The organism is Pseudodesulfovibrio halophilus DSM 5663 (assembly GCF_059568665.1).
In genome coordinates, this window is record NZ_JCANTV010000009.1 from 128082 (window position 1) to 142638 (window position 14557).

Below are 14557 nucleotides of genomic sequence, written 5' to 3' on the forward strand. Positions count from 1 at the left end.
CTAGTTGTCCTCGAACGGAATCTGGAGATTGGTCAGCCGCTCCGAGAGCGTGGCGGCCTTCTTGGTCTCCACGTAGGACAGTATCTCGCCCGCCTGCCGTCCGCGCATCCCTGAGAGCACCTTGACCGCAAGGTCTTCCTCCATGTTCTCCAAAATCTTGGCGGCCTTCTTGGCCTTGGTGTTGGAGATCATGTCCACGAGCTGGCGGACCTTCTTGTTCTTGAGGTTCTTGGCCTCGTCGAGCATGTCGCCGATCTGCTTGCGCAGTTCCTTGAGCTCGGCCATCTGGGCCTTGATTCCGGCCTCCAGCTCGCGCAATTCGCGCTCGCGGTTGGCGAGTTCCTCTTCCTTGCGCTTCAGGGTCTTCCAGTCGGTAACGCTCATGTCGGCGGGCTTGTCCGAGGATGTTTCGGACTGGCCGCTTCCCTCGGCGGGCTGTTCTTCGTCGGCGTTGTCCTCGTCCTCGGCGGCCATGGCCTCGGTGGGTGCCGGCGACGGAATGACGGCCTCGGTGACGCGAGCCGTCAGAGAGTCGACGCCCATGAGACCGAACACGGCCAGCTTGATGAGCGCCAGAAAGATCAGGCTAAGAAGAATTTTCGAAATCCGAAGGTTGGAACCGAAGCGTTGACATTTCTTCGTTTTCTTTTTGTTCTCGGCTACTTTCTTCTTCATCATGCTTCCTGGCCTGTGTTTCCTTGAGTTTCTCGAGCAGCTTCTTGTCGCGGGAGCGGTCCACCACATCCTGCCGGGCCTTTTGCAAGGCGCGGGCCAAGCTCTTCATTCTGACGCGGGCCTCGGCCACATCGTTTTCAAGCGCCCTGCGGTAATTCTCCCACAGCCACATGTCGCCGCTGGACTTGCGGGATTCCGCCTGCTTGGCCATGTGCCCCGAAAGGCGCTCCTGCAACATTTCAAGGTTGCGCTGCCCTTCATCGTATTCGGCCTGCGCGTTGGCAAGGGCCATGCGGGCCTGATCCTCAAGCTGCGCGCGCAGGTCGAGCACCCGCTCCAGCCTGAAGGAAAACTTCTTCGCCATGAGCCGTTAGCTCCCGGCCACGGGCTTTCCCGAAACGCCGCAGTAGCCGCTCTGCCTGTCGTTGTCGCCCCAGCGCCACATCATGCACTGAGAGCCCATGCACATCTTGAGCTTGTCGTCGCTGGTCTTCAGCAGCGGACAGAATTTGAACTTTGCTTCGCTTTCCGGCAGCAGCATGGCTTCCCCCTTTCTTGAAAAAAGCGGCGCGTTCTCCGCAAGGAGTCCGCGCCGCCGTCAAAATTCGTCCGACAGGGACGCTACCCTTCCGGCACGACCTCCGGCACGGCGGCAACAGGCTCGGCGACGCTTTCGCCGCCCTCGGCCTCGGCGGTTGTCGGCGTGGCGCCCACGTCCACGAGGGTCTTCATGCCCAGCGCGGATTTGAGCTTCTCCAGCACCAGTATACCGATCCGGGCCTCGCGGTCCAGCACCTCGGCATAGGTTCCGCCGCTGATGATGTCCTCGAAGTCGCCGCCGTCCATCTTTTCATGGTCGGCGCAGGCCTTTTCGAAATTGACCGCATACTGAGCCACGAGCGAATCCATGCGCGCCTCGGGCATCTCGTGAACGTCGCGGATCAGTCCGGCGAGCGCCTCGGAGTCCGGCAGCCTCTCGGACTCCATCACCGACTGAAACGCCTCGGAAAAACGCATGCTCCCCTCGAAAATGTGTGTCCGGCGCACCACGTTTATTCCGCTCCAACCGGCGTCGAGCCACTTGAAGAGCACGTTTCGCGTGCCGCCGTCCGGAAGATCCGTAAAGACCTGAATCGAGGAGGAGCCGTACATGTAGGTGTCCATCCAACTCATGAGCCCCTTGTCGATGCCCTCGATGCCGGAGTAGAAATACCGCCACTGGGAGTCGTCGATGATGGCCCCCTTCTTGCCGGGCGCGGACTTGCCGTCCTGCTCGGAGATGGAAAACAGCACGCGGCGTCCTTCATACGGAAAGACCACGATCATCCGCTTGAGGTCGTAGCGGTAGTAGGCCCCGGCAAAGGAGTCCGGGGTGCACTCCTCGAACTCGCGACCGCGCACCATGAACGGCTCGTCGCTGTCGAGGCGGCTCCAGACGCCCTCCCGGAGGTCGAATATCTCGCTGTCGGGATACCAGCCGGACACGCGCAGCACGCTCGGCACCATCACGTAGTTGGGGATTTCCGGGTCGTACAGGTAGCGGATGACCTTCTCCATGGGCTGGTCCAGATCGGTCTTGTAGACGATGCCCTGTCCGGTGCGCTCATCGGGTTCGTAGGCCCTCGGGTCCTCGTCGCAGTCCAGAACATACTGGGCCAGCGGCGCCACCCTCGCCTCGTCGAGCTTCACCGCAGGGTCGTTGAGCACCTGAAAGAGATGCTCCAGCCCGGCGTTGATCTCGGGAGCGAGGTCCTCACCGTACTTCTCCAGCTTGACGTCGCGGGGTTCGGCAGCGCCCGTTGCGGGAAGACTCAGGAGAGCGGCGCAACAAAGCGCCGAATAAAAGAAAAACCGGCGCATGGCCGGAAGAAGGCTTTTTACGTTCATTCTCGTCTCCGGGTTTGATGGACACCTGAGACAATATGCATCTTCCTGTAGCTTGGCAAGATGCAGCATGGCGCTATTCCTTGTCGCGCCTGCGATAATCGAGCAGGTCGCCGCGCAGCAGCGCCTCCTTTCCAAACCGTTTGCGTATGGAATCCACGGCCTTGTCCAGACCGCCTCCGGTCGCTTCCTCTTCCGGTTCGTCGAACAGGGAAAGCTGCCTCGGTTTGTCCCCGAAGTTGGAGACGCCTACGCCGATCAGCCGCACGGGAAGGCGCAGGGTCAGCGCGTCCAGCAGCTCCACGGCAACGTCGTAGATGGTCTTGGTGTGATCGGTGGCCTTGTTCAGACTCTTGCTGCGGGTCACGCTGCGGTAGTCGGAGAACTTGACCTTGATGGTCACGGTACGTCCCCTGTAGCCGTGCGCCCGCAGGTCCGCGCCCACTCGCTCGGACTGGGCCAACAGCCACTTGCGCAAGGTCTCGCGGTCGGTGGTGTCCTTCTCGAAGGTGTTCTCCGCGCTGCTGGACTTGGCCGCCCCGGGCCGCTGCACGCCGTTGGGGTCATACCCGCGCGCACGGTCATGCAGTACGCCGCCCCACTTGCCGAGCCGCTCCTCCCAGTATTCGCGCGGCTGCCTGAGCAGATCGCCGCAGTGATGCACGTTCATGCGCCGCAGGGTTTCCAGCCCGCGCTTGCCCACGCCCGGCACCTTGCCCACGGGCAGCTCCCGCAGAAACTGCTCCATCTGTTCAGGACGGATCACGGAAAGGCCGTCGGGCTTGTCGAGGTCTGAGGCAATCTTGGCGAGAAAGCGGATCGGCGCGATGCCCACGGAGCAGGTCAGAGAGGTTTCCTCCCGCACGCGCTGCTTGATGCGCCTGCCGATGTCCTCCACCGGACCGAACAGCCGCTCCAGCCCCGTGGCGTCCACATAGGCCTCGTCGATGCTCGCGGGCTCCACTAGCGGCGAGAACTCGCCGAGAACGCCCATGACCTGCCCGGAGATCTCCTTGTACCGCCCCCGGCTGCCGCTCACGAGTTTCAAATGCGGACACAGCCGCTTGGCCTGGACAACGCTCATGGCCGAGCGCACACCGAATTTGCGCGCCTCGTAGGAGGCGGCCGAGACCACGCCCCGGTCCGAGTCACCGCCCACTGCCACGGGCAGCCCCCGGAGCGCCGGATTGTCCTGCTGCTCCACGGACGCGAAGAAGGCGTCCATGTCGATGTGCATGATCCACTGCTGCATGGGTCGCGATCAGCCGCGCGCGGCGGCCACGAGGTGCCCGGCAATGTCCGGATTGCTGGCAAAGTGCAGATGGACGTACGAGCCGAGCGTGTTGTTGATGAGAAAGCCCTCGCACCCGGCGGCGTGCCCCTTGCGGTCCACGGTGGCGTAAATCGCTGGCATGGCGTCCGGCAGAAACGCCGTCTCGATGGAGGAGTAGTGAAATTCGTGCCCCCGGACCACGGTGCCCCGCGGGCCGAGCGGACAGTCCTTGAGGGCGGTTATCTCCCGGTAGCCGAGGGCCTTGCGGCGATCGTTCATGGCGGCCCGCACAGGAAACACGCCGCACATGGCGAAGCGCCCGCGTTCGGTCACCAGATCGTTCATGAGATACATGAACCCGCCGCATTCGGCGTAGATTACGCCTCCCTTTTCCGAAAAGGCGCGGACGTCCTTGCGCATCCTGGAGTTCTGGCCCAGCTCGAACCCGTAGAGCTCCGGGTAGCCGCCGCCGATGTACAGAGCGTCGAGCTCCGTGGGCAGGCGCTTGTCGTGCAGCGGGGAGAACTCCACCAGCTCGGCGCCGGCCAGCCTGAGCATGCGCAGGTTTTCGGCGTAGTAGAAACAGAAGGCTTCGTCGCGGGCCACGCCGATGCGCACCGAGGGCGCCGGCGGCGCAACGTCCTCGACCGGAGCGAAGGAGCGTTCGGGCATCCGCTCCAGCAGCCCGTCCACGTCTATGCCGCGCTCCACCCAGTCCGCGAGACGGTCGTACACGCCCTCGTCTTCCTCGTCGGCAGTTCGAAGGCCGAGATGTCTTGATGGCACGGCGATGTCCTCGTCACGGTCCAGACAACCGAGCACCGGAATCCCGGACGTTTCCATGGCCTCACGCAGCAGATCTTCATGGTTGGCGCTGCCCACGCGATTGAGCACCACCCCCACCACGTTCACGTCAGGGTCGAAATTCACGTAGCCGGAAACAAGGGCGGCCGCGGACCGGGCCATGCTGCGCACGTCGGCTACCAATACCACCGGGAGGTTCAGAATCTTGGCGAGCTGGGCCGTGGAGCCGATCTCGTCGCTGCCGGACGCGCCGTCGTACAGGCCCATGACGCCTTCAACCACGGCGACACGGGCGTCACCGGCTCGGCGGGCGAAGATATCGGGGATGATGGCGGGAGCCTGCATCCAGCCGTCGAGCGTCACCGAGGGGCGCCCGCAGGCACGAGCGTGGTGGCCGGGATCAATGAAGTCGGGACCGCATTTGAAGGGCTGCACGGCATGGTCCCTGCGCGCAAGGGCCTTCATCAGCCCGAGCGAGACCGAAGACTTGCCGCACCCGCTGTGCGTTCCGGCTATGACGAATCCCCGGCACATGCGCCCTCCTGCGGCTAGGCCAACCCCTTCTTCTCGATGTAGGCCTTGATCTTGAGCCCCTCGGGGTGGTCCGGGGCCAGCGCGAGGCATTCGTTCGCGGCCTCAAGCGCCTGCCTGTAGTTGCCGCTTTCGAATTCGGCCCGCGAGAGGTTGTAGAAAAGATTCTCGTCGTCGCGGGTCAGCTCCAGCGCGCGCTGGTAGTAGTCCACGGCTTCTTCGAACATCTTCTTCTTGCGCAGCTCGATGCCGTATTCGTTGAACAGGTGCTTATGCTCGTCCTCAAAGGCGGCGTCCAGCTTGATGATGCGGTCGAAGACCTCCTTGGCCTTGTCCTTTTCACCGCGCTGCATGTAGCACATGCCGATGCCGAAATTGGCGCGCACGTTCTGCTCGTCGAGCTGAAGCGCCTTGCTGAACTCGAACTCCGCCGTGAAGGTCTCGCCGCGCTTGCGCCGCTTCTCGCCGCGCGCCACGGCCTTCTGAACCTCGCGGAGCTTGCTCATCACCTCGTTGTAGAGCGAGGGCTCCGGAAGATAGTCCTGCAGCAGGTCGTCCTTGGTTATCTCCGTCTTGACGCCCGAAGGCACCTTGTCCGGATTCAGCCCCTGAAGCAGCACCGTGCTCTCGTCCACCTGTTCGGCAAAGAAATACACCTGCTGTTTGACGCGCCGCGCCGTTGCTCCGGTGCCGATTTTCCCCGTCTTTTCAATGGAAAAGACACCCTTTATGTAGTTGTCTTCGTCAACATGAGGAAGCGTTGCCATGCGTGTACCTCGTCTTCGGTCCCTTTTGTGAATGTCTCGCAAGCATACCGGGAAAAACGACGCAAGAAAAGTCGCTAAACAAATCTCCGGCCTCAGTCGAAGGCGCCACCCTGCGGCGGTCTGCGCCCCGCCTCGCGGCAGGCCTCGCGCAACAGGGCCGTCACCGCCCGCTCGCCTTCCTCGCCCACGTCGAGGCTGTAGTCGGTCACGAAGGTCTCGATGTGACGAGCGATGACGCGCTCGTCCATCTCCTGAGCGTGAGAGCGTATCCACTCGCGGCCGGCTCCGGGGTTCTCTCTTGCGTGCAGGATGCTCCTGCGCACGGCCTCGTCCAGTTCGCGTATCAGCTCCAGCCCGAGGCTGCGTCGCACGGCGATGGCCCCGAGCGGAATGGGCAGGCCACGGCTCCGCTCCCACCAGTCGCCAAGGTCCAGAAGTCTGGTCAGTCCATGCTCGGCAAAGGTGAAGCGCCCTTCATGGATGACGAGCCCGGCCGCCACGTCGCCGCGGTTCACCGCAGGCATGACCTCGTCGAAAACCATCTCCACCCGCTCAGGCTCCACGCCTTTTTCCCGGCAGCACAGTCCGAACAGCAGGTTCGCGGTGGTCATGCGGCCCGGGATGGCCACCCTGCGCCGATCCAACGTGTCAAGACGCACGCCCTCCCTTGCCACGAGGATCGGCCCCACGCCGTAGCCCATGGCTCCGCCGGAACGCAACAGCACATATTCGTCCAGCACCCCGGCGGCGGCCGCCACCGAGAGCTTGCACACGTCGGCCTCGCCGCGCCCCGCCATGCCGTTGAGCACTTCCACATCAGCCAGCACCGGATCGAAACGCGCCGGGGCTTCCACGAGACCATGCAGCAGGGCGTGGAAAATAAATGTGTCGTTGGGACAGGGAGATATCCCAATCCGGAGTATTTTTGTCATAATTATTTCTCCAAGAAGCCTTTTTCCGGTTTGACACGGAACGCGGTCATGTCTATTGGTGATGACCACCCGGTCACCGAATACCTTCGCGGACCGGCAAAGGCAAGGACGATATGGGCGGAAACGGCATGGACACCTTCAAGCGTCTCGACGTTGAAAAACGCGAACGCATTCTCGACGCTGCAGCGGGCGAGTTTGCCTGCCACGGCTTCCACAAAGCGAGCGTCAATCGCATGGTGGGCGCCATAGGTATCGCCAAGGGCTCGCTTTTCAAGTACTTCGGCACCAAGCAGGGGCTGTTCGAGTACCTCTTCGAACGCGCTCTGGAACGTGTGAAGGCCCCTCTCAAGGAGGTCCGCACGCAGACCGAGGGGCAGGACTTCTTCCTGCGCCTGCACGCCGTTGCGCACGCCGCCGCGGGATTTGCGGTGAACCATCCCAGAGCCTACCGCATCTACCTCAAGATGCTCTTTCAGGAAGACTTTCCGCTTCGCGACCGGGTGCTGCAGGCCCTGCGCGACGAGTTCGCCGATTTCCTCGGCCCCATGGTGGACGCCGCGGTCGAAGCCGGAGAGCTTCGCGCGGACGTGCCCCGCGACGCCGTTGTCTTCCATATTCAGGCCGTCATCGACCGCCTGCTGCAGGGAGCGCAGGTCCCCGGCCTCGACGGCGGGCTGGACTTCTCGGCCCCCGGCTCGCTGGCCGACAGGCTCGACGAACAGCTCTGCATCATCCGCCACGGCCTTGCCGCAAAGGAGCAACAATGATCTTCAAGACGGAATATTTCGAAAGCATCGGTCTCGCTGACATTCGCGAGAAGGTGGCACGTGGCGAGCGCCTGAGCGCCGAGGAAGGCCTCCGGCTCTTCGAATGCCCCGAGCCCTTGGCCGTGGGCGCGCTCGCCAACTTCGCGCGCAGCCGCATGCACGGCCAGCGCGCCTATTTCGTGGTCAACCGCCACGTGAACTACACCAACGTATGCGTCAACGCCTGCACCTTCTGCGCCTATCAGCGCGAAGAGGAGGAACAGGCCGGCGCGTTCCGCCTGACCACGGAGGACGTGCTGCAAAAGCTCGCAGCAAGCCCGGTGGTGCCGCGCGAGGTGCACATCGTTGGCGGCTGCCACCCCAAACTGCCGCTTTCCTACTTCGAGGAGATGCTCTCCGCCATTCGCGCAGCATATCCGCAAACGGTCCTGAAGTGCTTCACCGCCGTGGAAATCGGCCACTTCGCACAGCTTGAAGGCATCGACTCCGGCGAAGTGCTCGAACGTCTTCAGCGCGCCGGACTCGACATGCTCCCCGGCGGCGGGGCCGAGATCTTCGCTCCCCGCGTCCGCGAGCAGGTGTGCCCGCGCAAGCTGACCGGCGCCCAGTGGCTGGACGTACACCACAAGGCGCACGCGCTCGGCATGAAGACCAACTGCACCATGCTTTTCGGCCACATCGAGACCCGCGAGGAGCGGCTGGACCACCTCATCCGCCTGCGCGAGCTGCAGGACGAGCACGACGGCTTCGTATGCTTCATCCCCCTGCCCTTCCTCACTGAGAACAGCGCCCTTCGCATCGACCAGCCCCTCACCGGACTGGAGAAGCTGCGAACCATCGCCGTCAGCAGGCTCATGCTCGACAACATCCCCCACATCAAAGCCTACTGGGTGATGCTTGGCGTCAAGGAAGCGCAGGCCGCGCTCAAGTTCGGTGCCGACGACTTCGACGGCACCGTGGTCGAGGAAAAGATCGGCCACGAGGCCGGGGCCTCTACCTCGCAGGGCATGACCCGCGAGGGCATCCGCGAAATGATCGAAGGAGCGGGCTTCACTCCGGTGGAGCGCGATTCCTACTTCAACTCCGTGGAGGCGCTGTGCTGAACCGCATTTTCGAGAAAGTGATCGCCGGGGAGCGCATCGGCTTCGACGAGGCCGAGCTGCTTTACTGCGAAGCCGATTTCCACGAGCTGGGGACGCTGGCCCACGCCGTCCGCATGCGCAAGCACCCCGCAAAGACCGTCACCTACGTGGTGGACCGGAATATCAACTACTCCAACGTCTGCACCTGCGGCTGCAAGTTCTGCGCGTTCTACAAGGCCCCTGACGCCGAAGGCGGCTACGTGCTGGACTTCGACGAGCTCGACCGCAAGATCGAGGAGACGCTTGCCCTCGGCGGTACCCAGATACTCATGCAGGGGGGGCACCACCCCGACCTGCCCCTGTCCTGGTACGAGAACATGCTGCGGCACATCAAGGCCAACCACGCCGTTCACGTTCACGCGTTCTCTCCGCCGGAGATCGTCTACTTCAGCGAGCTGAACGACATTTCGCCGCGCGAGGTCATCCGCAGACTGCACGAGGCGGGGCTGGACTCCATCCCCGGCGGCGGCGCCGAGATTCTTGTGGACTCCGTCCGCAGCGAGATAGCTCCGCGGAAGTGCCCTTCCGGCGAATGGCTCGGTGTGATGGAAGAGGCTCACAACCTGGGCCTGAAGACCACCGCCACCATGATGTTCGGCCATGTGGAGTCCGAACGCCAGCGGCTCGAACATCTCTTCGCCGTTCGCGAGCTTCAGGATCGCACCGGAGGGTTCACGGCGTTCATTCCATGGACCTTCCAGCCCGACCATACCGCCCTGTCGCACTGCCGAAAGTTCACGAGCATCGAATATCTCCGCATGCTCGCCGTATCGCGCATCGTGCTCGACAATGTGGACAACGTGCAGGTTTCGTGGGTGACCATGGGGCCGGACATCTCGCAGCTGGCCCTGTTCTTCGGCGGAAACGACTTCGGCTCCACCATGATCGAGGAAAACGTGGTCAAGGCTGCCGGGGTGTCCTTCAGGCTCTCACGCGAGGAGATACACCGTCTGGTGCGGGATGCAGGATTTGAGCCGCGCCAGCGCAGCATGGACTACACCGTGCTGGAGGGCAGATGATCCGCCTCGGCAGAATCGGCTACCTGAATGTCCTGCCGATATACCACCCCATTGAATCCGGGAGCATGGGAAACGGATACGAGATCGTGTCCGGTCCGCCTGCGGAACTCAATGACTTGATGTCCCGCGGACAACTGGATGTGTCATCCACCTCCAGCATTGAGTACGCGCGAAACCCGGAACGCTATTATCTGGTGCCGAATCTGGCCATCGGCAGCTGCGGTCCGGTTCAGAGCGTCCTGCTACTTTCACGCCGCCCGGTGGAGGAACTGGATGGCGAGACGATTCTCGTGAGCTCCCAGACTCACACGTCGGCGGCCATGCTCAAAATTCTGACCCGTTACTGGAACATTGAGCCCGAATACGTCACCGGCGACGCCAGCAACGTCCTGTCGTCCGGCGAACGCCCCGAAGCGATTCTGGCGATAGGCGACGAGGCGCTGAACCTGCGCTATCACCCCGACTACCCTGTTCGTGTCGATATGGGAGAGGCATGGCGCGATATGACCGGCCTGCCCTTCGTCTTCGGCGTCTGGGTCGTACAGCGAGAGGTTTTCGAAGCCCGCCCGGACGAGGTCAGGCAGGCCTGCGACGTGCTGTTGCGTTCCAAGGAGTGGGGTAGCGCGCACATCGAGACCATCTGCGAGCTCGCTTGCGAGAACAGCTGTCTCGACATGGACGAGATGCGCTCCTATTTCGACGGACTCGTCTACGACATCGGCCACGCCGAACGTGAGGGGTTGCGCCGTTTCTATGCGGAGCTGGCCTCCACGAGCCTGATTGAAGCCGAGCCCGAGCTGGCCTTCCTGCCCGGCATGAGCTGCTGAGGCAGCGTCTCCCGCGCGCTCTCCACATATGCCAGAAAGGCCCGCATGGCCGGGTACAGCTTCCTTTCGCTCAGATACGTCAGATAGAACCGGCGGCGCTTGCGCAGCTCGGGAATGTCGAGCACGATCAGATCGCCGCTCTCCACGTATCGCTGCACCGCAAGCTGCGAGGTGGCGCTGACGCCGACCCCGGCGAGGACGCACTCGATGACCGCCGTGGTGCTCCCCACATGGGAGACCACGTTGAGCCCCCTGAGTCCTCCACAGGCGTCCAGCGCGTCTTCAAGCGACTTTCGGGTACCCGAGCCCTTCTCACGCATGATCCACGGCAGAGAAAGCACCTCTTCCAACGGCGTCTCCGTGCTGCTGACGTTCCCGTTCACCAGCGCGGGCGAAGCCACCACGACCATGTCATCCTCCATAAGCAGGCTTGAAGCCAGTCCCGTCAGGTCGGGCTTGGAGCCGACGAGGCCCAGCGACAGATCGCCGTTGTGGACGCGCTTCAGAATCTCCAGCGTGTCCGAGACATCCACGGAGAACGTGACGCCGGGGTGCATCCGCATGAACCCGGAAATGAGCCGCGGCAGGATGAGGTTGGCGGGGATGGTGCTCCCCCCCACCTGCAACTCACCGACCACTTTGTCGCGCAGCATGTGAATTTCGGACTGTACGTCGGCGAGGCTCTGAAACAGCTCCTTGGCGGTGCGGTAAAGGAGATCGGCAGGTTGAGTTGGGACCGTGCGTTTGCCGAGTCGGTCAAAAAGGAGAACGCCCAGCTCTTCCTCGAGATGCGAAATGTGAGAACTGATGGTTGGCTGAGAGAGAAACAGCTCCTGCCCGGCCTTGGAAAAGCTTCTTAGCTCAAAGACCTTGCAAAACGCCTCCAGCTTTCGGATATCCATGTGCAACCCCTCTATAGAAAATGATAGACGAGGTCTATGGATAGCCGCAAAAAAAAGGCAGGTCAAGTGACCTGCCTTTTTGAACTCGTTCTGGCGCCGTTTATGCTTCGGCTTCTTCAGCCTTGGGGGCTTCGGGAGCTTCGGCTTCGGCGTTGGCGCGCTTGGTCAGCTCGATGATGACCATGGGAGCGCAGTCGCCGCGGCGAGGGGTGGAGAGCTTGACGATACGGGTGTATCCGCCCTGACCGCCCTCGAAACGCGGAGCGACTTCGTCGAACAGACGCTGCACCAGCTTGTGGTTGTTGAGCGTCTTGTATGCCTGACGGCGAGCGTGCAGGTCGTTCTTCAGGGCCAGGGTGATGAGCTTTTCAACGACCCTGCGAAGTTCCTTGGCCTTGGCCTCGGTGGTGCGAATCCGCTCGTAGGTCAGCAGGGCCTTTGCCATGTTGCGGAACATGGCCCTGCGGTGGGAGTCGCTCCTGTTGAGCTTGCGTCCGGATTTTCTATGCCTCATTTTTTTCCTTCCTCTTCAGCCATTCCTGATATTTCTTGTCGAAATCCTCGACGGTCATGCCGAACTTCAGGTTCATGCTGTCCAGGACACGGCGAATCTCGTCGAGAGACTTGCGCCCGAAGTTCTTGGTCTTGAGCATCTGGGCTTCGGTGCGCTGCACCAGTTCGCCCACGAGCTGGATGTTGGCGGCCTTGAGGCAGTTGGTGGCGCGCACGGAGAGCTCAAGCTCGTCGATGCTCTTGAAGAGGTTCGGATTGAGGTCGATGGTCTCTTCGTCTTCCTTGGAAGATTCGGTGTTCACTTCATCGAAATTGATGAACACGGAAATCTGGTCCTTGATGATTTTTGCGGCGTAGGCGCAAGCATCTTCGGGAATGACGGATCCATCGGTCCAGACCTCGAGGATCAATTTGTCATAGTTGGTCATCTGGCCAACACGCGCCTGCTCTACGGAATAGGCGACCTTGGTGATGGGCGAGTAACTGGCGTCCAAGATGATGAGCCCGATCTCATCGGCGAGCCCTTCGTGCATTTCGGCGGGGATGTACCCCTTGCCCATGCGGACTTCCAGTTCCATCTTCAGCGCCCTGTCTTCGGACAGGGTGCAGATAACCTGATCGGGATTGAGAACCGAGACGTTCTGGTTCTCCTGAATCATGCCGGCAGTGACCTGGCCCTGCTTGTCCGCCTCGAGGGTCAGAATCTGCGCCTCGTCGGTGGTCATGGCCAAACGGACCTGCTTGAGGTTCAGAACGACCTCGGTCATGTCCTCCATGATCCCGGGCAGGGTGGTGAACTCGTGCTGAACGCCTTCAATACGCGCCGCCACGATGGCCGCTCCCTGCATGGAGGAGAGGAGCACACGGCGGAGCGCATTCCCGATGGTGGTAGCGTAACCGCGCTCAAGCGGTTCGCAGATGAACTTCCCGTAAGTCTGAGAGGACTTGGGGTCGCGCACCACCTTCTCGGGCTTTTCCAGCAGGGTCCAGTTTCTGGTGTTAACCAGTTTGTCGTCGTTCTGAATAAGCATTCATCCCACCTGTTATTTGGAGTAAAGCTCGACGATGAGCTGCTCGTTGATGGGGAACGTGATGTCTTCCCTCTTGGGCAGGGCCTTCACAACGCCCTTGAAGTTGTCGGCGTCCACTTCCAGCCACTCGGGGCAGCCGCGGCGGCCGATGACTTCCTGAGCCTCGCCGATGACGGGAATCTTGCGGGACTCTTCGCGGACGGTGATAACGTCCTCCGTCTTGACGAGCATGGACGGGATGTTCACGCGACGCCCGTTGAGGACGAAGATGCCGTGCAGCACGAGCTGACGGGCCTGGTCGCGGGAGTTTGCGTAACCCATGCGATAGACCACGTTGTCGAGACGACGTTCGAGAAGGGTGAGCAGGTTGTGACCCGTGTGGCCCTTCATTGCGTCAGCGCGCTGATAGTAGGTGCGGAACTGGCCTTCCAGCACGCCGTACATACGGCGAACCTTCTGCTTTTCCCGCAGCTGAACGGCGTAGTCGCTGAGCTTCTTGCGCATGCGACCTGCGTGACCCGGAGCGTAGGGGCGCTTGTCGTAAGCGCACTTGTCCGTGTAGCAGCGGTCGCCCTTGAGAAACAGCTTGCCACCCTCGCGGCGGCAGAGCTTGCATTTGGCTTCGGTATATCTTGCCACGACTGAACTCCTTGGAACTTAAACCCTGCGGCGTTTGGGCGGACGGCAGCCGTTGTGCGGAATCGGGGTGATGTCCCGAATGTACGCGACCTTGAAGCCCACGGCATTGATCGCGCGCATGGCGGCTTCACGACCGGAGCCGGGGCCCTTGACCATCACGCCGACAGTGCGCATGCCGTGTTCCTGAGCGCGGCGCGCTGCGGATTCGGCTGCTATCTGGGCGGCGAACGGAGTGCTCTTGCGGGAGCCCTTGAAATGGGCGCCGGCAGAGGCCCAGCTCACCACATTGCCCTTCGCGTCGGTGAAGGTAATGATGGTGTTGTTGAACGTGGCCTTGATGTGGGCCACGCCAACAGGGACGTTCTTTTTCTCTTTCTTCTTGCCGGTACGGCGGGGTCTAGCCATTGCTGACTCTCCCTATAGTAAGTATTTGCTTGCACGCCGCAGGCCAAGGGCCGACGGCGTCCATGTATAGCGCTATTTCTTCTTCCTGCCGACCACGGAACGACGCGGACCCTTGCGGGTGCGTGCGTTGGTGTGGGTGCGCTGTCCGTGACAGGGCAGCCCACGACGGTGGCGAAGCCCACGATAGCAGCCGATATCCATCAGGCGCTTGATATTGGAGGAGACTTCACGACGGAGGTCGCCTTCAACCTTGTAGTTGGCTTCGATCTCGTTACGGATGGAGTTGACTTCTTCGGCAGAGAGGTCGTCGGACTTCTTCTGCCAGTCAATCTTGACCGCGTCGAGAATCTCCAGGGCCGTGGTGCGGCCGATTCCATAGATGTAGGTCAGCGCAATATCCATGCGCTTGTTCCTAGGCAGGTCTACACCAGCGATACGTGCCACAG

General features: G+C 62.0%; 18 protein-coding genes. 4 read left to right on the forward strand and 14 right to left on the reverse strand.

Features of this window, described 5'->3' with window-relative positions; translation table 11 throughout:
• The 8 genes from BR24_RS05345 to BR24_RS05380 all read right to left on the reverse strand — a co-directional run bounded on the left by BR24_RS05345 (position 1) and on the right by BR24_RS05380 (position 6866).
• Entirely contained in the window at positions 1-675 is a 675-nt protein-coding gene (locus BR24_RS05345; protein WP_496540477.1) for a MotE family protein, read from the reverse strand.
• Positions 587-1039, reverse strand: a complete 453-nt coding sequence (fliJ, locus tag BR24_RS05350; RefSeq protein ID WP_496540478.1) for a flagellar export protein FliJ — start codon at positions 1037-1039, stop codon at positions 587-589. The genes BR24_RS05345 and fliJ overlap by 89 nt, the downstream gene beginning before the upstream one ends.
• A 6-nt stretch (positions 1040-1045) precedes the next feature.
• A complete protein-coding gene (locus tag BR24_RS05355; RefSeq protein WP_496540479.1) occupies positions 1046-1216 on the reverse strand; it encodes a hypothetical protein in 171 nt (56 codons plus the stop codon).
• Between the two features lie 80 nt (positions 1217-1296).
• The gene (locus BR24_RS05360) at positions 1297-2562 is read right to left on the reverse strand and encodes a hypothetical protein (RefSeq protein ID WP_496540480.1); all 1266 of its coding nucleotides are present in this window, start codon (positions 2560-2562) and stop codon (positions 1297-1299) included.
• Positions 2563-2635: 73 nt separating this feature from the next.
• Complete coding sequence (gene dinB / locus BR24_RS05365; protein WP_496540481.1) at positions 2636-3811, reverse strand: DNA polymerase IV; 1176 nt, start codon at positions 3809-3811, stop codon at positions 2636-2638.
• A 9-nt stretch (positions 3812-3820) separates the two neighbouring features.
• Positions 3821-5170 carry a cobyrinic acid a,c-diamide synthase CobB gene (locus tag BR24_RS05370; protein WP_496540482.1) on the reverse strand — a complete coding sequence of 450 codons (1350 nt, stop codon included), beginning with the start codon at positions 5168-5170 and terminating at the stop codon, positions 3821-3823.
• Between the two features lie 14 nt (positions 5171-5184).
• The gene (locus BR24_RS05375; protein ID WP_496540483.1) at positions 5185-5934 is read right to left on the reverse strand and encodes a tetratricopeptide repeat protein; all 750 of its coding nucleotides are present in this window, start codon (positions 5932-5934) and stop codon (positions 5185-5187) included.
• Positions 5935-6026: 92 nt separating this feature from the next.
• Entirely contained in the window at positions 6027-6866 is an 840-nt protein-coding gene (locus BR24_RS05380) for a 1,4-dihydroxy-6-naphtoate synthase (protein WP_496540484.1), read from the reverse strand.
• 128 nt (positions 6867-6994) lie between these two features.
• Here BR24_RS05380 and BR24_RS05385 point away from each other — a divergent pair, with 128 nt between their 5' ends.
• From BR24_RS05385 to BR24_RS05400, 4 genes are read left to right on the forward strand one after another with little or no spacing between them, the layout of a single operon-like run.
• Entirely contained in the window at positions 6995-7633 is a 639-nt protein-coding gene (locus tag BR24_RS05385; RefSeq protein WP_496540485.1) for a TetR/AcrR family transcriptional regulator, read from the forward strand.
• On the forward strand, positions 7630-8736 hold the full coding sequence (mqnE, locus tag BR24_RS05390) for an aminofutalosine synthase MqnE (RefSeq protein WP_496540486.1): 1107 nt from the start codon (positions 7630-7632) through the stop codon (positions 8734-8736). The genes BR24_RS05385 and mqnE overlap by 4 nt, the downstream gene beginning before the upstream one ends.
• Positions 8730-9794: a cyclic dehypoxanthinyl futalosine synthase gene (gene mqnC / locus BR24_RS05395; RefSeq protein WP_496540487.1), complete on the forward strand. Its 1065-nt coding sequence runs from the start codon at positions 8730-8732 to the stop codon at positions 9792-9794. Before mqnE ends, mqnC begins: the two co-directional genes overlap by 7 nt.
• A complete protein-coding gene (locus BR24_RS05400) occupies positions 9791-10621 on the forward strand; it encodes a menaquinone biosynthetic enzyme MqnA/MqnD family protein (RefSeq protein WP_496540488.1) in 831 nt (276 codons plus the stop codon). Before mqnC ends, BR24_RS05400 begins: the two co-directional genes overlap by 4 nt.
• Here BR24_RS05400 and BR24_RS05405 read toward each other — a convergent pair.
• From BR24_RS05405 to rpsM, 6 genes are all read right to left on the reverse strand, one after another.
• On the reverse strand, positions 10546-11523 hold the full coding sequence (locus BR24_RS05405; RefSeq protein WP_496540489.1) for a selenium metabolism-associated LysR family transcriptional regulator: 978 nt from the start codon (positions 11521-11523) through the stop codon (positions 10546-10548). The genes BR24_RS05400 and BR24_RS05405 overlap by 76 nt on opposite strands.
• Before the next feature lie 100 nt (positions 11524-11623).
• Positions 11624-12037 (reverse strand): 50S ribosomal protein L17, encoded by a 414-nt coding sequence (gene rplQ, locus BR24_RS05410; protein WP_496540490.1) that lies wholly within the window; start codon positions 12035-12037, stop codon positions 11624-11626.
• Positions 12027-13067 carry a DNA-directed RNA polymerase subunit alpha gene (locus BR24_RS05415; RefSeq protein WP_496540491.1) on the reverse strand — a complete coding sequence of 347 codons (1041 nt, stop codon included), beginning with the start codon at positions 13065-13067 and terminating at the stop codon, positions 12027-12029. The genes rplQ and BR24_RS05415 overlap by 11 nt, the downstream gene beginning before the upstream one ends.
• A gap of 12 nt (positions 13068-13079) precedes the next feature.
• On the reverse strand, positions 13080-13706 hold the full coding sequence (gene rpsD, locus BR24_RS05420) for a 30S ribosomal protein S4 (protein ID WP_496540492.1): 627 nt from the start codon (positions 13704-13706) through the stop codon (positions 13080-13082).
• Between the two features lie 18 nt (positions 13707-13724).
• Positions 13725-14111 carry a 30S ribosomal protein S11 gene (gene rpsK, locus BR24_RS05425; RefSeq protein WP_496540493.1) on the reverse strand — a complete coding sequence of 129 codons (387 nt, stop codon included), beginning with the start codon at positions 14109-14111 and terminating at the stop codon, positions 13725-13727.
• A 72-nt stretch (positions 14112-14183) separates the two neighbouring features.
• On the reverse strand, positions 14184-14555 hold the full coding sequence (rpsM, locus tag BR24_RS05430) for a 30S ribosomal protein S13 (RefSeq protein WP_496540494.1): 372 nt from the start codon (positions 14553-14555) through the stop codon (positions 14184-14186).
• Positions 14556-14557 lie beyond the last annotated feature (2 nt).